The 17,732-nt window shown below is 70.6% G+C and carries 17 protein-coding genes; 7 read left to right on the top strand and 10 right to left on the bottom strand.

Annotated features, from left to right (window positions below; genetic code table 11):
* From QMX80_RS13460 to QMX80_RS13500, 9 genes are all read right to left on the bottom strand, one after another.
* Window positions 1-544: serine dehydratase beta chain (locus QMX80_RS13460; RefSeq protein ID WP_282277563.1), on the bottom strand; the 544-nt coding region annotated here is incomplete at its 3' end.
* Between the two features lie 17 nt (window positions 545-561).
* The gene (locus QMX80_RS13465) at window positions 562-1,107 is read right to left on the bottom strand and encodes a cytochrome b/b6 domain-containing protein (RefSeq protein ID WP_282277565.1); all 546 of its coding nucleotides are present in this window, start codon (window positions 1,105-1,107) and stop codon (window positions 562-564) included.
* Between the two features lie 31 nt (window positions 1,108-1,138).
* Entirely contained in the window at window positions 1,139-2,482 is a 1,344-nt protein-coding gene (locus tag QMX80_RS13470; RefSeq protein ID WP_055772677.1) for a DUF3100 domain-containing protein, read from the bottom strand.
* Window positions 2,483-2,518: 36 nt separating this feature from the next.
* On the bottom strand, window positions 2,519-2,716 hold the full coding sequence (locus QMX80_RS13475) for a tautomerase family protein (RefSeq protein ID WP_055772680.1): 198 nt from the start codon (window positions 2,714-2,716) through the stop codon (window positions 2,519-2,521).
* Window positions 2,717-2,719: 3 nt separating this feature from the next.
* Window positions 2,720-3,487 carry a fumarylacetoacetate hydrolase family protein gene (locus tag QMX80_RS13480; RefSeq protein WP_055772683.1) on the bottom strand — a complete coding sequence of 256 codons (768 nt, stop codon included), beginning with the start codon at window positions 3,485-3,487 and terminating at the stop codon, window positions 2,720-2,722.
* Window positions 3,484-4,515 carry a 4-hydroxy-2-oxovalerate aldolase gene (gene dmpG / locus QMX80_RS13485; protein WP_055772687.1) on the bottom strand — a complete coding sequence of 344 codons (1,032 nt, stop codon included), beginning with the start codon at window positions 4,513-4,515 and terminating at the stop codon, window positions 3,484-3,486. The genes QMX80_RS13480 and dmpG overlap by 4 nt, the downstream gene beginning before the upstream one ends.
* Window positions 4,512-5,465 carry an acetaldehyde dehydrogenase (acetylating) gene (locus QMX80_RS13490; protein ID WP_055772690.1) on the bottom strand — a complete coding sequence of 318 codons (954 nt, stop codon included), beginning with the start codon at window positions 5,463-5,465 and terminating at the stop codon, window positions 4,512-4,514. Before QMX80_RS13490 ends, dmpG begins: the two co-directional genes overlap by 4 nt.
* Window positions 5,466-5,469: 4 nt before the next feature.
* Window positions 5,470-6,285, bottom strand: coding sequence for a fumarylacetoacetate hydrolase family protein (locus QMX80_RS13495; RefSeq protein ID WP_273084674.1), 816 nt, complete (start codon window positions 6,283-6,285; stop codon window positions 5,470-5,472).
* On the bottom strand, window positions 6,266-7,753 hold the full coding sequence (locus QMX80_RS13500; protein WP_055772696.1) for a 2-hydroxymuconic semialdehyde dehydrogenase: 1,488 nt from the start codon (window positions 7,751-7,753) through the stop codon (window positions 6,266-6,268). The genes QMX80_RS13495 and QMX80_RS13500 overlap by 20 nt, the downstream gene beginning before the upstream one ends.
* A 237-nt stretch (window positions 7,754-7,990) precedes the next feature.
* Between QMX80_RS13500 and QMX80_RS13505 the strand changes: the two genes are divergently transcribed.
* The 5 genes from QMX80_RS13505 (at window position 7,991) to QMX80_RS13525 (ending at window position 12,332) form a co-directional block, all read left to right on the top strand.
* Entirely contained in the window at window positions 7,991-9,145 is a 1,155-nt protein-coding gene (locus QMX80_RS13505; RefSeq protein WP_282277569.1) for an amidohydrolase, read from the top strand.
* 66 nt (window positions 9,146-9,211) lie between these two features.
* On the top strand, window positions 9,212-10,114 hold the full coding sequence (locus QMX80_RS13510; protein ID WP_282277571.1) for a hypothetical protein: 903 nt from the start codon (window positions 9,212-9,214) through the stop codon (window positions 10,112-10,114).
* Window positions 10,111-10,968 (top strand): VOC family protein, encoded by an 858-nt coding sequence (locus QMX80_RS13515; RefSeq protein ID WP_282277573.1) that lies wholly within the window; start codon window positions 10,111-10,113, stop codon window positions 10,966-10,968. Before QMX80_RS13510 ends, QMX80_RS13515 begins: the two co-directional genes overlap by 4 nt.
* Window positions 10,965-11,648, top strand: coding sequence for a class II aldolase/adducin family protein (locus tag QMX80_RS13520; protein ID WP_282277575.1), 684 nt, complete (start codon window positions 10,965-10,967; stop codon window positions 11,646-11,648). Before QMX80_RS13515 ends, QMX80_RS13520 begins: the two co-directional genes overlap by 4 nt.
* Window positions 11,649-11,693: 45 nt before the next feature.
* A complete protein-coding gene (locus QMX80_RS13525) occupies window positions 11,694-12,332 on the top strand; it encodes a ChuX/HutX family heme-like substrate-binding protein (protein ID WP_282277576.1) in 639 nt (212 codons plus the stop codon).
* Between the two features lie 61 nt (window positions 12,333-12,393).
* On the opposite strand, the gene QMX80_RS13530 is transcribed toward QMX80_RS13525, so the two are convergent.
* Complete coding sequence (locus QMX80_RS13530) at window positions 12,394-13,116, bottom strand: FCD domain-containing protein (protein WP_055772715.1); 723 nt, start codon at window positions 13,114-13,116, stop codon at window positions 12,394-12,396.
* A 424-nt stretch (window positions 13,117-13,540) separates the two neighbouring features.
* Between QMX80_RS13530 and QMX80_RS13535 the strand changes: the two genes are divergently transcribed.
* Together QMX80_RS13535 and QMX80_RS13540 are read left to right on the top strand one after the other, a co-directional pair.
* Window positions 13,541-16,423: a TonB-dependent receptor gene (locus tag QMX80_RS13535; protein WP_282277580.1), complete on the top strand. Its 2,883-nt coding sequence runs from the start codon at window positions 13,541-13,543 to the stop codon at window positions 16,421-16,423.
* Between the two features lie 49 nt (window positions 16,424-16,472).
* Window positions 16,473-17,642, top strand: coding sequence for an alpha/beta hydrolase-fold protein (locus QMX80_RS13540; RefSeq protein WP_282277579.1), 1,170 nt, complete (start codon window positions 16,473-16,475; stop codon window positions 17,640-17,642).
* Window positions 17,643-17,732: the final 90 nt, after the last annotated feature.

Consider the following 17,732-nt stretch of genomic DNA (forward strand, 5'->3'; position numbering starts at 1 on the left):
GTTCGTCGCCGCTCTTGAACGGGTAGGGCAGCGGGGTCTGGTCGGGCACGATGCGGTCGTCGGCGGCATCGTCGGCGTTGACCACGAAGCCGCCGCCGACGGAGTAGTAGTCGCGGGTGGCGATGACGGCGTCGTTGCCGTCGAAGGCGGTGAAGCGCATGCCGTTGGTGTGGTAGGGCAGCTTCTGGCGCTTGTTCAGGGCAAGGTCGCGCTTCTCGTCGAAGGCGATGGCGTGCTGGCCCATCAGGTTGATGCGCTTGCTGGAACGGATGCGGGCCAGGGTTTCGGGAATGATGTCCGGGTCGATCAGGTTGGGGCGATGGCCCTCCAGGCCGAGCAGCACGGCGGTGTCGGTGCCGTGGCCGCGGCCGGTGAGGGCGAGCGAGCCGAACACTTCGGCGCGGATGCGCACCACCTCCGGGAGCCTGCCCGGATCGAACAGCCAGCGGTGGACGAAGCGCTCGGCCGCGCGCATCGGGCCGACGGTGTGCGAGGAGCTCGGGCCGATGCCGATCTTGAACAGGTCGAACGTGCTGACGGACATGCCGGTTCCCGGTGCGCTCAGCCGCGTCCGGCCGGAAGCATGCGCCGCAGCAGGCCGTCGCGACGCAGCAGTTGGTGATGCAGTACTGCCGCCAGGTGCAGCGCGACCAAAGCGGCCAGCGTCCAGAACAGCCACACGTGGGCCGTGTCGAGCACCTGCCGCAGATCCGGGTCGCGCGCGGCCAGCGCCGGCAGCTGGAACAGGCCGAACCACGGCAGCGGCTGTCCCGCCACCGAGTTGAGCAGCCAGCCGGACAAAGGCAGGGCCAGCAGCAGCGCGTACATCAGCAGGTGGGTGGCATGCGCGGCGCGCAGCTGCCAGGCCGGTGCGGCCAGCGGCGCGGGCGCGCGCGTGGCCAGGCGTACCGCCACGCGCAGTGCCGCCAGCGCCAGCGCGGTGACGCCCAGCGACTTGTGCAGGCCATAGAACAGCCGGCGCGGGTCGCTGCCGCGCTCCATGTCCACCATAAACAGACCGATCATCGCGGTGGCGACGACCAGCAGCAGGCCCAGCCAGTGCAGCCAGCGCACCGCCGCCGGCCAGCGCGGGGAAGCGCGCGGCATGTCGTGTTCCATGTCGCTCACCGCGGCCGCGTCAGTGGAAGAACTCGGCGATCGCCGCCGCGCCGATGAAGGTGCCGGCGGTGGCGGTCAGCGACACCGCGACGATGCGCCAGCCGAGCCGGCGGAACATCGGCAGCTTGCGCGCCACCGAGAAGCCGGCCAGCGCCAGCACGGTGGTGGTGATGCTCATGAACTGCACGCGGTCGGTGGTCGTGGCCAGCGCGTCGGCCAGCGGCCAGCCGCCGGGGATGGTCACCAGCGTCGCCGCCACCGCCAGGAACAGCATCAGCGGCAGCCGGCGCAGCACGCGCTTGAGCGCGATCCCGGCCAGCACGATCGCCACCATCACCGCCACGCCGGGCAGGGTCTGCTGCGGCGGCACGCCATGGCCCATGTAATTGCTGAGGGTGATGCCGGCGACCATCAGCAGCAGCGCCACCATGCTGTCGGCGAAGGAAGGGGTCTCGTCCTCCTCGGCCATCGCCGCTTCCGGGTCGAGGTCGTCGGCCGTCGGCGCGCGCCGCGCCAGCGCGGTGCGGCCCAGCACCGGCTCCAGCCGCGCATACAGCCAGTTGCACAGCGGCAGGGTGACGAACACCGCGAAGTAGAACCCGACCACGCCGGCGATCAGGTTCGCCGCCGCGGCGATGGCGTTCAGCTCCTTGACCATCTCCGGCGCCATGCCGACGGTGATCACGCCCAGCGCGGCCGCCATCAGGCTGCCCGAACCCATGCCGGCGCCCATCGCCAGCGAGCGCGGGTCGAAGATGCCCAGCGGCGCGATCACGCTCACCAGCAGGGTGATGAACACCGCGCCCAGCACCGTGCCGGTGATGTACTCGGCGAGCACGCCGCGGCCTTCGGCCGACTGCATGCCGTACTTCTGGCCGATGATGACCAGGCTGTTCTCGCGCCCGATCGAGAAGGTGGCGCCGACCGCCTCGCGCTTGATGCCCAGCACCAGCGCCAGCGGCAAGGCCAGCACCATGGTGCCGAAGGCGTGGCCCAGTTCCTGGAAGGCCAGCGCCCAGCCGACCTTCTGCAGCTGTGGCATCGAATGCCCGGCCATCAGCCCGAGCTTGACGATGAACAGCAGCAGCGCGGCGTTGAGCAGCTTGCCGGCATGCCGCTGCAGCGGCACGTCCAGCCGCAGCGCCTGCGGCATCCGCGCATGCAGGGCAGCCACTGCCGTGGTCAGCAGCAGCGCCATCAGCATCGGCAGGATCACGATCTTCGACGACCACACCGGTACCGCGATCGGCCCGATCCATTCGGTCAGGACCGTGACCGCCAATACCACCAGCAGCAGGAGCCAGAGCCGGCGCGGTGCGGCCGGCGGGGGGGAGGGAACGGCTGGGGCTGCGGCATGGGGCATGGTCGGAATCGCTCGTGATCGTGGCGCGGGTCGGCTTCAGCGGGCGGGGGCGGGCGCCGTCTTCGGTTCGCCGGCGGTGAACCACTCGGCCGCCGGGATCTCGTGGATCAGCACCCGCACCGCCGTGGCCGGAACCGCCAGGTGGACGCTCGCGGCCTCGGTGACCGCGCGGGCGAAGGCCTGCTTCTGCGCGGCGCTGCGGCCGGCCAGGATGTGTGCGTGCAGGATCGGCATGGTTCAGCCCTCGACGTGGAAGCCGCAGCGGCCGAGCGACTCGACCTCCAGCGACACATGGATGCCGGCGCGCAGCGCGCAGGCGGCGGTGGCGCCGCCGGCCAGCACGATGTCGCCCGGCTGCAGGCTCTCGCCGGCCTCGGCGACCACGCGCGCGGCGGCCACCAGCGAACGCAGCGGATGGCCGAGGATCGCGGCGGTGGAACCGAATGCCTGCGGACGGCCGTCGAAGTCCAGCACCAGCCCGAGGTTGTCCAGGTCGGTGGCCGGGCTGCGCCAGGGGCCGACCACGAAGCCGGACGAGGAACTGTTGTCGGCGACCACGTCGGTCAGCGAGAAGCGGAAGTTCTCGTAGCGCGAGTCGATGATCTCCAGTGCCGGCGCCACCGCGTCGATCGCGGCCAGCGCCTGCGGCGCGGTGACCGCGCCGGCCAGCGGGCGCCCGACCAGGAAGGCCACTTCGGGCTCCACCCGCGGATGCACATAGTCGCCGAGGCGCACGGTAGCGCCGTCGTCCACCAGCATCGCAGAGGTGAGCCGGCCCCAGATCATGTCCGATACGCCCATCTGCACCATCTTGGCGCGGCTGGTGAAGCCCATCTTGATGCCGATGCGGCGCTCGCCGCGGCGCAGCCGGCGTTCGATGCTCAGGCGCTGGATCGCATAGGCCTGTTCCAGGCTGATGGCCTGCTCCAGCTGCGGGGTGGCGGTGGCGTGGCGGGCGGCGTCGTCCAGGCGCCCGGCCAGTGCCTCGATGTCGATGGCGGTCATGCGGTCTGTCCCTCGGTAGTGCGGTTGCGCGCCAGCAGGTCCAGCGCGACGTCGACGATCATGTCTTCCTGTCCGCCGACCATGCGCCGGCGCCCCAGCTCGACCAGGATCGAGCGCACGTCCAGGCCGTGGTCGGCGGCGGCCTTCTCGGCATGGCGCAGGAAGCTGGAATAGACACCGGCATAGCCCAGGCTCAGGGTTTCGCGGTCCACCCTTACCGGGCGGTCCTGCAGTGGCCGCACCAGGTCGTCGGCCGCATCCATCAGCGCGTACAGGTCGCAGCCGTGCTCCCAGCCCATGCGCTCGACCGCGGCGATGAACACTTCCAGCGGCGCATTGCCGGCGCCGGCGCCCATCCCGGCCAGCGAGGCGTCCACGCGGGTCACGCCGTTCTCCACCGCGACGATGGAATTGGCCACGCCCAGCGACAGGTTGTGGTGGGCGTGGATGCCGATCTGGGTCTCCGGGCGCAGCGCGTCGCGCAGCGCGCGCACGCGGTCGCGGGTGTCGTCCATGGTCAGCGCGCCGCCGGAGTCGGTCACGTACACGCAGTACGCGCCGTAGCTCTCCATCTTCAGCGCCTGCGCGGCCAGTTCGGCCGGCGAGGTCATGTGGCTCATCATCAGGAAGCCGGCCACGTCGATCTCCAGCCGGCGCGCCTCCTCGATGTGCTGGCGGGCGACGTCGGCCTCGGTGCAGTGCGTGGCCACGCGCACCGAGCGCACGCCGGCGGCCACCGCTTCGCGCAGGTCGTGCACGGTGCCGATGCCGGGCAGCAGCAGGGTGGTCAGCTTCGCCTGCTGCACGCTCTCGCGTACCGCGGCGATCCATTCCAGGTCCGAATGGCGACCGAAGCCGTAGTTGAAGCTGGAGCCGGCCAGGCCGTCGCCGTGCGCGACCTCGATGGCGGCCACGCCGGCGCGGTCCAGCGCGGCGGCGATGGCGCGGGTGTGTTCCAGCCCGTACTGGTGGCGGATGGCGTGCATGCCATCGCGCAGGGTCACGTCCTGGATGTAGAGCCGGTTCATCGCGCGTCCTCCTCGGTGGCGGTTTCCAGGGAAACCTCGACCATGCGTTCGGCCGCGGCCAGCGCCGCGGAGGTCATGATGTCCAGGTTGCCGGCATAGGCCGGCAGATAGTGGCCGGCGCCTTCGACCTCGAGGAACACCGACACCTTCAGCCCCGGCGCGGCGTCGGCGCGGCCGAGGATGGCCGCGCACGCGGCGGCGTCCAGGGCTTCGAACTGCACCTGCTGCTTGAGCCGGTAACCGGGCACGTAGCCGGCCACGGTGGCGACCATGGCCTCGATGGACGCGGCGATCGCGGCCGGGTCGCCGCCTTCGGTCAGGCAGTACACGGTGTCGCGCATGATCAGCGGCGGCTCGGCCGGGTTGAGCACGATGATGGCCTTGCCGCGCTGCGCGCCGCCGACGGTTTCCAGCGCACGCGAGGTGGTCTCGGTGAACTCGTCGATGTTGGCGCGGGTGCCGGGGCCGGCCGACTTGCTGGCGATCGAGGCGACGATCTCGGCGTAGCGCACCGGCGCCACGCGCGCGACCGCGGCCACCACCGGGATGGTGGCCTGGCCGCCGCAGGTGACCATGTTGACGTTGCCCGCGGCCAGGTGCTGGTCCAGGTTGACCGCCGGCACCACGTAGGGGCCGACCGCGGCCGGGGTCAGGTCGATCACGCGCTTGCCGTCGGCGCGCAGCAGGCGGTCGTGGCCGACGTGGGCACCGGCCGAGGTGGCGTCGAACACGATGTCGATGCCGGCGTATTCCGGCATCGCGCGCAGGCCTTCGATGCCGTCGTGGGTGGTGGCCACGCCGAGCCGGCGCGCGCGCGCCAGGCCGTCCGACTGCGGGTCCACGCCGACCATCGCCGCCATCTGCAGGTGGCGGCCGTGGCGCAGGATCTTGATCATCAGGTCGGTGCCGATGTTGCCCGAACCGATCACCGCGACGTTGTGCTTGCTCATGGGCTTACTCTCCACGGAAGGCGGCCGCGACCCGGCCCAGGCCGGAGATGCGGGCTTCGAAGACATCGCCCGGGCGCGCCACGGCCATCGGCCCCAGCGCCCCGGACAGCACGGTGTCGCCGGCGCGCAGCGGCCGGCCGATGCGCGCGGCGGTGCGCGCCAGCCACACCACCGCGTTGAGCGGATTGCCCAGGCACGCAGCGCCGCAGCCCAGCGAGACCGGTTCGCCGCGCTGTTCCAGGCTCATGCCGCACAGGCGCAGGTCCAGCGCGTCGATCTTGCGGGGCGTGCCGCCGAGCACGTAGACGCCGGAGGAGGCGTTGTCGGCGATGGTGTCGAGGATGCTGATCTTCCAGTCGCGCACGCGGCTGTCGACCACCTCGATGGCCGGCAGCGCGTAGCCGATGGCCCCCAATACATGCCCCAGCGTCGGCCGTTCGGCGTCCAGGTCGCGATCGAGCACGAAGGCGATCTCGGCCTCGACCTTGGGCTGGATCAGGCGGCCGAGCGGGATCTCCTCGCCGTCGCCATAGGCCATGTCGTCGAACAGCATGCCGTAGTCGGGCTGGTCCACGCCCAGCTGCCGCTGCACCGCCACCGAGGTCAGGCCGATCTTGCGCCCGGACAGGCGGCGGCCGTTGGCCAGCGCCTGCTCGGTGAGCAGGTGCTGGACCGCGTAGGCGGCGTCGATGCCGCCGGATCCGAGCAGCGGCGCGACCGGCTCGCAGGCCGTTCCACTGCGTGCGGCCTCGCCCAGCAGGCGCGCGGCCTCGCGCACCGGCGCGGTGCCGGCCAGCGCTTCAAAGCTTGATGCAGACATTGCGCAGCTCCGTGTAGAACTCCAGCCCGTGGACGCCGCCTTCGCGGCCGATGCCCGACTGCTTGGCGCCGCCGAAGGCGGTGCGCAGGTCGCGCAGGAACCAGCAGTTGACCCAGGCCACGCCGACCTCGATGGCGGCGGCCACGCGGTGGGCGCGCGACAGGTCGCCGGTCCAGATCGAAGTGGCCAGCCCGTAGGGGCTGTCGTTGGCCGCGGCGATGGCTTCGTCCTCGCGGTCGAACGGGGCGATGTGGCAGCACGGCCCGAAGATCTCCTCGGTCAGCACCGCCGAATCGGCCGGCAGGCCGGTCCAGATGGTCGGTTCCACCCACCAGCCGCCGGACAGCGGCGCCGGCAGCGACGGCACGCCGCCGCCGGTGACGATGCTGGCGCCCTCGTTGCGCGCGCGGGCGTAGTAGGACAGCACCTTGTCGCGGTGCGCCTTGCTGATCAGCGGGCCGAACGTGGTGTCCCCGGCGTTCGGATCGCCCGGGCGCAGCGCCTCGGCCGCCTGCTTCAGGCGCGCGACGAAGGTGTCGAAGATCGGTCGTTCGACATAGATGCGCTCGGTGCCCAGGCAGACCTGGCCGCTGTTGAGGAAGGCCGAGCGGGTAGTACCGGCGATGGCCGCGTCCAGGTCGCAGTCGGCGAAGACCACGGCCGCGTTCTTGCCGCCCAGTTCGAAGGAGACCGGGCGCACGCCCACCGCGGCGGCCTTCATGATCGCCGTGCCGGTGCGGGTTTCGCCGGTGAAGGTGATGCCGTTCACGTCGGGGTGTTCGGTCAGGTACTGGCCGGCACTGTCCGGGCCGAAGCCGTGGACCACGTTGAACACGCCCGGCGGCACGCCGGCATCGTTCATCACCTCGGCCAGCAGGGTGGTCGTGCTGGGGGTTTCCTCCGACGGCTTGACCACCACGGTGTTGCCGAAGGCCAGCGCCGGGGCCACCTTCCAGGTCATCAGCAGCAGCGGCAGGTTCCACGGGCAGATCACCGCGATCACCCCGCGCGGGGTGCGCAGGCCGTAGTTGAGCGCGATGCCGCCGTCGGGCGTGGGCGAGCGGAACGCCTCGGTGGCGCCGTGCGCCAGCTGGTCGGCGAACACGTCGAAGTTGGCCGCCCCGCGCGGGATGTCCAGGTGGCTGGCCAGGCTGTACGGCTTGCCGGTATCGCGCACTTCGGCGGCGACGAACTCGTCGAAGCGGGCGCGGATGCCGTCGGCCAGCCGGCGCAGGATCGCCGCGCGCTCGCCGTCGGTGAGCCGGCCCCAGGGGCCGTGCAGGGCATCGCGCGCCGCGCGCACCGCCATGTCCACGATGCCGGCATCGGCCTCGTGGACGTGGCCCACGACCTGGCCGGTGGCGGGATCGACATTGGCGAACGGAGGCCGGCTGGAAGTGACCGGGCGGCCTGCGATGTAGTGCGTGATGACAGAGGAGGCGGGCGCTTGCGCTGCAGTGATGTTCATGCGGTTTCCGTGGTCGAATCCATAAATTACGAAATTTATTCCGTTTCCTCGTGGTGCTTCGGGGGCCGGATATCTGCCGTATTTCAGCCAAACATCAATGTTTATTGGATTGGCTTGGTGCGGCGATCATGCCAGACAAATTTCGAGATGTCTGCAAAATATCGAAATTAAATTTGACAAGCGAGGGGCGACTCTGCTTTGATCGGTCCCACGCCCACGTTCCGGAGATGCACCCTGATGGCCGCCGTTCCTGATTCCGTCCTCGCCCTGGCGCCGCGCATGGCCGACTGGCGCCAGCGCATCCATGCCTGGCCCGAGCTGGGCTTCGAGGAAGAGCGCACCTCGGCACTGGTGGCCGAGGTGCTGCGCGGCCTCTGGCTGGACGTGCACACCGGCCTGGGCGGCACCGGCGTGGTGGCGGTGATCGACTCCGGCAAGCCGGGGATGTCCATCGGCCTGCGCGCCGACATGGACGCCCTGCCCATGGACGAACACAACGAGCTGCCGTACCGCTCGCAGCGCCCGGGCGTGGCCCACACCTGCGGCCATGACGGCCATACCGCCGCGCTGCTGGGCACCGCCGAGCACCTGGTGGCGAACCCGCCGGCCAGCGGCCGCGTGGTGCTGATCTTCCAGCCGGCCGAGGAAGGCGGGCGCGGCGCCATCAAGATGGTCGAGGACGGCCTGTTCGAGCGCTGGCCGTGCGATGAGGTCTACGCGTTCCACAACATGCCGGCGCTGCCCGGCGGCCAGGCCAGCGTGCGCACCGGCGCCACGCTGCAGTCGCTGGCGGTGTTCGAGATCGCGATCGAGGGCGTCGGCGGCCATGCCGCCGCACCGCACCGCGCCAACGACCCGCTGCAGGTCGCCGCGCGCCTGGCGGTGGAGATCAGCGCCATCGTCGGCCGCCACATCGACCCGATGGAAGCGGCGCTGATCAATGTGGGCAGCCTGCAGGCCGGCACCACCCACAACATCATCCCGTCCTCCGCCTCGCTCAGCGGCACCATCCGCTCGCTGTCGCGCGAGGTGCACGAGGAGCTGCTCAAGCGCCTGCGCGCACTGTGCGAGGGGTATGCGCAGATCTCCGGCTGCAGCATCGACCTGCGCATCCCGCACTCCTGCCCGCCCTGCGTCAACGCGCCGGAACAGGCCGCGCTGGCGGCGCAGGCGCTGGGCGACGTGCTGGGCGCGGACAACGTCAGGACCGACATGCGCGCCTATCCGTTCTCGGACGATTTTTCCTACATGCTGGAACAGTGGCCCGGCGCCTACCTGTTCCTGGGAATGGACAGCGCCATGTGCCACCACCCGACGTTCCGGTTCGACGACCAGCTGCTGCCGGTGGCCGCGGCGGTATTCGAGCGGATCGTGCGCCGCCGCCTGGGCTGAGCCCGGGCGCCGCGCCGGCGCAACGTTCCTTCCCACGGCCCCCCGCATCCATTGAGGTACCGCGTCATGTCGATCGTCGTCGAGCAACTGCGTTACGTCGTCCTTGGAACCCGCGACCTGGACGCGGCCGCGCATTTCGCCGGCACCGAACTGGGGCTGCAGGCGCTGCCGGCCGGCAACGGCGAGCAGGCGTTCCGTTCCGACGAGCGCCAGTACAGCCTGGTCTATTCCAGCGCGTCTCCGCGCCGCCATGCGGTCGGCCTGGAACTGCGCGACGAAGCGGCGCTGCAGGCCGCGCTGCAGGCGCTGCAGGCGCGCGGCATCCCGGCGCAGCGCGATGCGGCGCTGGCCGCACGGCGCAACGTGCGCGCGCTGGCCGCGTTCACCACGCCCGGCGGCCTGTGCCTGGAACTGGTGGTGCGCCCGCAGAACCAGGGCTGGCGTTTCTTCCCCGCGCGCGACAGCGGCGTGACCGGGCTGGCGGCGCTGGCGCTGCGCAGCACCGACGCGGCCGCCGACGAGGCGCTGCTGGTCGACCTGTTCGGCCTGCAGGTCCGCGACTGGATCGGCGATGCGTCCTACCTGGGCATGGATGCGGCGCACCACCGGCTGGCGTTGTTCCCGGCCGCGGCCGCCGGCGTGCTGGCGGTCGAGTTCGAGGTGCAGGGGCTGGACCAGGTGATGCAGCAGTACCACCGCCTGCGCGGACTGCCGCAGGCCATCGCGCACGGCCCCGGCCGCCGCCCCGCATCGGGGCAGGCGTTCGTCACCTTCGCCGGTCCCGACGCGGTGTACTACAGCTTCGTCGCCGAGGGCGAGCACATCGCCGCCGCGTCGCCGCGGCGCCCGCGCCAGTTCGCGATGCGCGCCGATTCGCACTGCGCCTGGGGCAGCGACTGCGCCATCGCCGAGCTGGCGGCCGATGCGGTATCGCCGCGCCCGGCGCTGCGCGGAGTGCCCAGCGCATGATCCAGCTGCGCGACGTGAGCTACGTGCGCCTGGGAACCCGCGACCTGGAAGGCGCCACGCGCTACGCCACGGCCATCCTCGGCCTGGAAGTGGCTGAGCGCGGCCATGGCGCGGCGTACTTCAAGTCCGACCAGCGCGAGCACACCCTGTGCTATTTCGAGGGCGACCCGGCCGACCAGGTCGTCGCCTTCGAGGTGGACACGCGCGCCGAACTGGACGCGGCGGGCGCCGAGCTCGAGCGGCTGGGGCATCCGGTGCACCGCGGCACCGCCGGCGAGGCGCAGCAGCGCAAGGTGCGCGACTTCATCGCCTTCCGCGACCCCACCGGCAACCGCATCGAGCTGGTGTGGCGGCCGCAGATGTCCTCGCGCCGCTACCACGGCGCGCGCGATGCCGGCATCACCGGCTTCAGCCACATCGGGCTGTGCACCACCGACGCGGTGCGCGACGAGGCGTTCTGGACTTCCGTGTGCAATGCGCGGGTCAGCGACCGCATCGGCGATGCGCCGCTGCTGCGCATCGACGAGGTCCACCACAAGATCGCGCTGTTCCCGACCAACCGCGCCGGCATCCAGCACATCAACCACCAGGTGGCCAGCGCCGACGACGTGCAGCGCTCGCTGCACCATCTGCGCGGCCAGGGCATCCCGGTGGTGTTCGGGCCCGGCCGCCATCCGACTTCGGGCGCGCGCTTCCTGTACTTCGAAGGGCCCGACGGCATGGTCTACGAATATTCCTCGGGCGTGAGCAGCATCGCCGACGAGCTGCTGTACCGCGAACGCCAGTTCGAGTTCGCGCCGCCGGGCTTCTGCATGTGGGGCGCCGAGCCGCAGATCCGGGAGTTCCGCAAGTGAGCGCGCAGCTGGAGGCGCTGGCGCGCAGCGTGCGCGTGGCCGCTCGCGCCCTGGGCCGCGCCGGGCTGGTGCACGCCTATGGCCACTGCAGCGCACGCATCGACGCCGCTTCGTTCCTGGTGGCGCCGTCGCGGCCGCTGGGGCTGGTACGGCCGGGCGAGCGCTGCACGGTGGTGCCGCTGGAGGGCGAGCTGCCCGAGGGCGTGCTGCCCGAAGTGCGCATCCACCGCGAGATCTACCGCCGCCGCCCCGACGTCGGTGGCGTGGCGCGGATCCAGCCGCCGAAGCTGATGAGCCTGAGCGTGCTCGGCCGCACGCCGCTGGCCCGGCATGGTTTCGGCGCCTATTTCTACCCGCAGCCGCCGCTGTGGGACGACCCGCTGCTGCTGCGCTCGGACGTGCAGGCGCGGCGCCTGGCCGAACAGCTCGGCGACGCGCGCGCCATCGTCATGCGCGGCAATGGCGCGGTGACCGCCGGGCAGTCGCTGCAGGCGGCGGTGGTGCTGGCCTGGTACCTGGAAGACGCCGCGCGCGTGGAGCTGGACTGCCTGTCCGCCGCCGCGCACACCCTGCCGACCTGCCTGAGCGAGGAGCAGTCCGCGGTCCGCGCGACCTGGAACGGCCGCCTGCTCGAGCGCATGTGGGACTACCTCACCGCGGGCGACGCCGAGCTGGACTGAGCCGCCGCCCGCTTCCATTGCCACCCGAAGACGGAAGAAAGACCGATGAAGATCCTGCTGAACGCGTCGCTGCTGGCGGCGCTCGGCCTGGCCGGCCATGCCGCGGCCGCCGACACCTGCGCCTCGGCCGATGATGCCAAGGTGATCCGCCACTACTACGCCCAGACCCGCCCGGGCGCACCGCCGCCCGCAGTGGCGCGTCTGTTCCGGATGGAGGAGACGCGCGTGGTCAGTGCGCTGGAGCCGGCCCAGGCCTACGGCGTGCGTTCCAACCGCCTGCTGTTCGATGAAGTCTGGAAATCGGTCGACGCCTGGGGCGCCGATACCCGCATCGGCATCGTGTTCACCTCCGGCGGCATGCATGTCTGGAACTTCCCCAGCAAGGTGCCGCAGACCCAGTCGACCACCACGCCGATCTGGTACGACATGTACGTCGATGGCGGCGCGGGAGTGCACGGGCACATCACGCCGCAGGAAGTGGACCAGATCTGGGCGTTGCAGATCCCCACCAAGGAAGCGGACAAGTTCACCCGCATCCTCGGCTTTTACGACAAGCAGGGCGCGCTGATCGTCGGCCTGTACGTGTCCGAGGGCGTGAAGGATTTCGATCCCAAGGCGGTGGCGGGCTTCGAGCGCACCCGCGAACTGCTGCGCGCGCAGCCGCGGATCTGCGCGGCCGGCTGAGATCCTGCCTCCGCGCCCGGGGGGCGTGGAGGCACCTGGCCGCGGCGTGCGGCAGCGCCGGTCACGAAGCGTCTTTCTGCCCGGCGTCCAGCGCCGCCACGGTCTTGCGCACCTCGTCGTAGGTGCGCATCAGGTGGTCGTGGGTAAGGCGGCAGGCGCGCAGCGCGTTGCGTTCCAGGGTCGCCTCGAAGATCGCCTGGTGCTCGTCCTGCACGAAGCGCTTGCCGCGCGAGGCGCTCAGCGACACCCGCCGGTAGCGTTCGGCCTGGTGGTAGAGCAGTTCCTGCAGCTTGATCAGCCACGGCGAATCGCAGGCGGACACCAGCGCATAGTGGAACTGGCGGTTGCGGTCTTCCCAGGCGTCGAGCAGCTCCTGCGGAGCGGCTTCGCCGCGGCCCAGCACTTCGCCCTCGACCTCATTGAGGGCGTCGTAGGTCTCGCGCACGCGCGCTTCCCAGGCTTCGTCGCCGCGCTCGATCGACAGCCGCAGCGCCTCGGTCTCGATCAGGTTGCGCACCCGCGAGATGTCGTCCAGTTCCTCCAGCGACAGCGGCGATACCCAGAAGCCGCGCTGGTCCTCGGTCTTCACCAGCTGGTCGCCGACCAGCCGCGCCAGCGCCTCGCGCAGCGGCGACATGCCGATCTCGTAATGCTGGACCAGGGCCTCGAGCTTGAGCTTGCCGCCCGGCGGCCACTGGCCGTGGACGATGTCGCGGCGCAGGCGCTGGTAGGCGCGTTTGGCCAGGGTACGGGCGGCGGCCGGGGCGGAGGCGGTGGTCTTCATGCGTACAGTGTGGGGCGGGAATTTCGAAAATCAAATTTCTCTGCTGTGATGCAGCATTCCCCGGATTAATTTCGACAACGGGAATTTCGCTAAATTTCCGTGACGGAAATAAGTGATTGTTTTTAAACATTTCGAGTGGGGGTTGTCGTGCGTTGTTGTCAATCAATCGCATGATGGAAGAAAAAATATCGTAATTTTCGTTGACACCTCGACGCGCTCTTGCTGTGATCCGGGTGCACTCCGGCGCCAGCGCCGGCCTTCGGAACGTGGATGGGGCATCGGCCCGGGCCCGGGAACGGCCACTGCCGGCGACATGCCGGGCAGCGTGGGCGTCCATCCGTCAGCCACAGTGAATTGCGGGGGAATGATGAGCAGTCGAGCAGGGCAACAGCGGGTTCTGGCCAGCGGATTTTCGATATTGGCGGTGTGCATCGCCGGCGCATTGCAGGCGCAGGAGGCACCGGTGCAACTGGATACGGTGGTCGTCACCGGCACCAACATCCGCGGCGCGACGCCGGCGGGCAACGCCGTGATGGTGATCGGCGCCGAGCAGATCCAAGCCAGCGGCAAGGCCACGGTGGGCGATTTCCTGCGCGAACTGCCGGCCAACTTCGCCGGCGGCGTGGGCATGAGCGACAACATCCAGGGGTCGGACAGCAGCGTCGCCGGCTCCAACATGACCGGCGGCCAGGGCGTGAACCTGCGCGGCCTGGGCGCCCTGTCCACGCTGGTGCTGGTCAATGGCCGCCGCGTCGCGGCCGCCGGCCAGTACGGGGATTTCGTCGACATCTCGACCATCCCCAGCAATGCGGTCGACCACATCGAGGTCCTGCTCGACGGCGCTTCGGCGGTGTACGGCTCCGACGCGGTCGGCGGCGTGGTCAACATCATCCTCAAGCGCAGCGACGACGGCGCCCGCACCACCGTCCGCCTCGGCAACGCCACCGAGGGCGGCAACAGCCAGGTCCAGATCGGCCAGACCTGGGGCAGGCACTGGGACGGCGGCGGCATGATCGTCGGCTACGAATACGACCGGCAGGACGCGCTGGCCGCCACCGACCTGGGCATCTACCGCTCCGGCAGCGACTTCAGCGACCGCGGCGGCGTCAACTGGCGCCGTGCCGGCGCCCGTGCCGGTGCGGCGGCCAACCAGTTCAACACGCCCACCGCCAACGGCTGGGGCACCCCGGCCCGGCGCATCTCCGGCGGCAGCCTGGTCGCGGTGACCGATGGCGTCGGCAACACCCACGATGCCTGGGACAAGGTGGACATCCTGCCGGAGATGCAGCGCCACAGCGCCTTCGTCGGCTTCGAGCACGAGGTCGGCGCCGTGGGCCTGTACGGCGACCTGCGCTATACCCGCCGTCGCGGCACCTACAACCAGGGCTACCAGGCGCTGTACGGCACCCTTGGCCCGAACAATCCGTACCTGATCCCGGGCGTGGCCAACAACTATGGCGTGCTGATCGACGACCGCCCGCTGCAGCGCGAGGTCGGGGTGGACAGCATCGCCGCGACCATCGGCGCCGGCTTCGACCTCGGCGGCAGCTGGCGCGGCGAAGCCACGCTCAGCTACAGCCGCGACGAGCAGTTCCGCAACTCCGACGTGCAGCGCAACGCCAACATCTACGACTACCTGCCCACGCCTGCCGGCGGCAGGGTGCAGGCGCCGACTGCGATCCAGTGCAGCCAGGGCCTGCCGGCCAACGCCACCCCGGCACAGCTGGCCTACTGCGCCGGGCTCAACTACGCCGCGTTCAACCCGTGGACCACCGAGCCGCTGTCCGCGCAGGTGCTGTCGCAGCTGATCGGCTACGAGAACCTCGACTTCGCCTCGTGGCTGGCGCAGGCCAGTTTCAAGGTCGATGGCGACCTGTTCGCGATGCCCGGCGGCATCGCCAAGCTGGCCGCGGGCATCGATTACCGCCGCGAGAACATCGGTGGCGAACTGGACTTCAACTGGCGCTCGACCTCGGGCAAGCACGAAGTCTTCGGCACCACCGAGCGCGACGTCGGCGCGGTGTTCGCGGAACTGGCCTTCCCGCTGATCGGCAAGGACAACGCCTCGCGCTTCGCGCAGAAGCTGGACCTGTCCCTGGCCGCCCGCTACGAGCGCAGCCGCGGCATGGGCGACTTCTCCACCTTCAATCCGAAGGTCGGCCTGGACTTCAAGCCCACCGACGCACTGACCCTGCGCGCCAGCTGGGGCACCTCGTTCCATGCCCCGCCGATGCGCTACGCCTACGACGGCGTGCAGCCGATCACCGGCGGCAATGGCGCGTTCCTGCGTGCGGACCTGTACCGCGCGCCCTGCGATACCACTGTGGTCCCGCTCAACGGCGTGTCCAACACCGCCGCCGGCTGCACCTTCAACGCGATCGTCGTCTCCGGCGGCGCCGGCCCGACGCTGAAGCCGGAAGAGGCCAGGACCTGGACCCTGGGCTTCGACTGGAAGCCGGAGTGGGCGCCGGGCCTGCGTGCCGGCGCGAGCTACTTCAACCTGAAGGTCGACGATCGCATCGTGCGCATCCAGGCCGGGCAGCTGGGCGGCATCCTCAACGACCTGTTCACCAAGGGCGCCACCCCGTACATCGGCAGCCTGGAGATCAATCCGGGCGCGGACCGCGTGCGCCAGATCATGGAGAACGACCCGCGCTACCTCGGCCAGCTCGGTGCCGGCCCGGTGATGGGGCCGGCGGACGTGGCGATGATCGTCAACGCCACCCAGCTCAACCTGGCCTCGCTGAGGATGGACGGCTTCGACTTCAATCTGGACTACGGCTTCGACACCAGCTACGGCGGTTCGCTGGAGTTCTTCAACCGCGGCACCCTGCTCAAGTCCTACGAGATCGAGGCCACGCCGGGCGCCGGCTACGTCGACCGCCTCGCCAGGTACAGTGCCGCCGACGGCTCCAGTCCGGTCAAGCTGCGCTCGATGCATGGGGTGAAGTGGTACTACGGCAACCTCAACGCGTCGCTGACGATGAACTACGTGGACGACTACCAGTGCGTGGCCGGCTGCTTCCTGCCCAACGCGCAGGGCATGCCGGTGGCGGCGACCGCGCCGGTGAAGATCAAGGCCTGGAAGACCTTCGACTTCCACCTGGGCTACGACCTGTCCGACATCGGCGGCCTGTTCCGCGACTCGCGGGTGAACTTCACCGCCATCAACCTCACCAACAGCGCGCCGCCGTTCTTCGACACCGGTACCACCGCTGCCGTCGATACCCTGCCGGACCCCTATGATCCAGCCAACGCGACGGTGATGGGCCGCAGCCTGGTGCTGTCGTTCGACAAGCGCTGGTGAGCAACGCAGGCCTGTCCGGCGCCATGCCGGGCAGGCCGGGAGAGAATCGATGATGAAAGCAGTATCCGTGGTGCTGGCGCTGGGCCTGGCCCTGGCGCCAGCGATGGCGGCGGCCGCACCGGACCAGCCCGCCGCAGCGGCCGCCACGCCGTTGCAGGTCAAGGGCGCGCAGCAGTTCGACCTGGCCGCCGCCGATGGCCGCAGCTACCGCATTTTCGTGTCGGTGCCGGACAAGCCGGCGCCGCGCGGCGGCTACGGCGTGTTCTACGTGCTGGACGGCAATGCCATGTTCCTCACCGCGCTGGAGACGGTGCGCGCCATGGAGCGCCGCCCCGACGTGCCGCGCGACCTGGCCACGGTGGTGGTCGGCATCGGCTACCCCGACGGCGTGGACATCGGCAGCGCGCGCACCCTGGACCTGACGCCGCCGGGCAGCGGCAACCCGCGCATCAGCGCGGCTTCGGGCGGCGCCGATGCCTTCCTCGACTTCATCGAGGGCCGGCTCAAGCCGCGCATCGCCGCACTGGCGCCGGTCGACCCGGCACGGCAGGCGCTGTTCGGGCATTCCTTCGGCGGCCTGTTCGTGCTGCATTCGATGCTGCGCAAACCCGATGCCTTCGCCGTGCGCGCCGCGGCCAGTCCGTCGATCTGGTTCGACCGCGCCGACATCGCCCGGCAACTGGCCGATACCCTGGCCACGCGCCCCTCCGGATCGCCGCCGCTCAAGCTGCTGCTCACCGCGGGCGAGTACGAGCAGGCGCTGTCGCCGCTGGCGCACTCGCGGCCGAATGTCGCCAAGCTGGCGCTGCTGCAGAAGGAGCGGGCGCAGGTGGACAGCAGCCGCGCCCTGGCAGCGGCACTGGTGGAGCGCACGCCCGTGGATGCGCGCTTCGACGAGATCGCCGGCGAGGACCACGGCACAGTCATCCCCGCGGCGATCAGCCGCGCGGTGTCGTTCATGCTGATGCCGCAGATGGAAGTGCCGCCGGTGCCCACGGCCGCCGCGTACTGGCAGATGACGCCCGAACAGCGCTACGACCTGCGCATGTGGGTGCGGCAGCTGCCCGACCGCCAGCGCATCCCCTGGCTGACCCGCCTGCGCGACACCCTGCACGACGGCCTGAGCAAGGAGCAGGGCCAGGTCCTGCATGAAGAGCGCAACCGGATGGACGCCGAGCAGGGCAGCCGGCCGCATGACATAAACGCGCCGGCGCGCTGAGCCGCGTGATCGCGGCGACGCCCCCCCCCCCCCCCCGGCGGGGGGGGGGGTTTTTACGCGCCCCCCCCGGCCCCCCGGGCCAAGGCGGGG

It is taken from the genome of Stenotrophomonas sp. PS02297, from assembly GCF_029959705.1.
In the GTDB taxonomy this organism is placed as follows: Bacteria; Pseudomonadota; Gammaproteobacteria; order Xanthomonadales; family Xanthomonadaceae; genus Stenotrophomonas; species Stenotrophomonas nitritireducens.

What these genes read in the sequence shown, in the direction of transcription:
- QMX80_RS13465 (WP_282277565.1), bottom strand. Translation starts at nt 1,107, where the DNA reads ATGCCGCGCGCTTCCCCGCGCTGGCCGGCGGCGGTGCGCTGGCTGCAC.
- QMX80_RS13470 (WP_055772677.1), bottom strand. Translation starts at nt 2,482, where the DNA reads ATGCCCCATGCCGCAGCCCCAGCCGTTCCCTCCCCCCCGCCGGCCGCA.
- QMX80_RS13475 (WP_055772680.1), bottom strand. Translation starts at nt 2,716, where the DNA reads ATGCCGATCCTGCACGCACACATCCTGGCCGGCCGCAGCGCCGCGCAG.
- QMX80_RS13480 (WP_055772683.1), bottom strand. Translation starts at nt 3,487, where the DNA reads ATGACCGCCATCGACATCGAGGCACTGGCCGGGCGCCTGGACGACGCC.
- dmpG (WP_055772687.1), bottom strand. Translation starts at nt 4,515, where the DNA reads ATGAACCGGCTCTACATCCAGGACGTGACCCTGCGCGATGGCATGCAC.
- QMX80_RS13490 (WP_055772690.1), bottom strand. Translation starts at nt 5,465, where the DNA reads ATGAGCAAGCACAACGTCGCGGTGATCGGTTCGGGCAACATCGGCACC.
- QMX80_RS13495 (WP_273084674.1), bottom strand. Translation starts at nt 6,285, where the DNA reads ATGTCTGCATCAAGCTTTGAAGCGCTGGCCGGCACCGCGCCGGTGCGC.
- QMX80_RS13500 (WP_055772696.1), bottom strand. Translation starts at nt 7,753, where the DNA reads ATGAACATCACTGCAGCGCAAGCGCCCGCCTCCTCTGTCATCACGCAC.
- QMX80_RS13505 (WP_282277569.1), top strand. Translation starts at nt 7,991, where the DNA reads ATGGCCGCCGTTCCTGATTCCGTCCTCGCCCTGGCGCCGCGCATGGCC.
- QMX80_RS13510 (WP_282277571.1), top strand. Translation starts at nt 9,212, where the DNA reads ATGTCGATCGTCGTCGAGCAACTGCGTTACGTCGTCCTTGGAACCCGC.
- QMX80_RS13515 (WP_282277573.1), top strand. Translation starts at nt 10,111, where the DNA reads ATGATCCAGCTGCGCGACGTGAGCTACGTGCGCCTGGGAACCCGCGAC.
- QMX80_RS13525 (WP_282277576.1), top strand. Translation starts at nt 11,694, where the DNA reads ATGAAGATCCTGCTGAACGCGTCGCTGCTGGCGGCGCTCGGCCTGGCC.
- QMX80_RS13530 (WP_055772715.1), bottom strand. Translation starts at nt 13,116, where the DNA reads ATGAAGACCACCGCCTCCGCCCCGGCCGCCGCCCGTACCCTGGCCAAA.
- QMX80_RS13540 (WP_282277579.1), top strand. Translation starts at nt 16,473, where the DNA reads ATGATGAAAGCAGTATCCGTGGTGCTGGCGCTGGGCCTGGCCCTGGCG.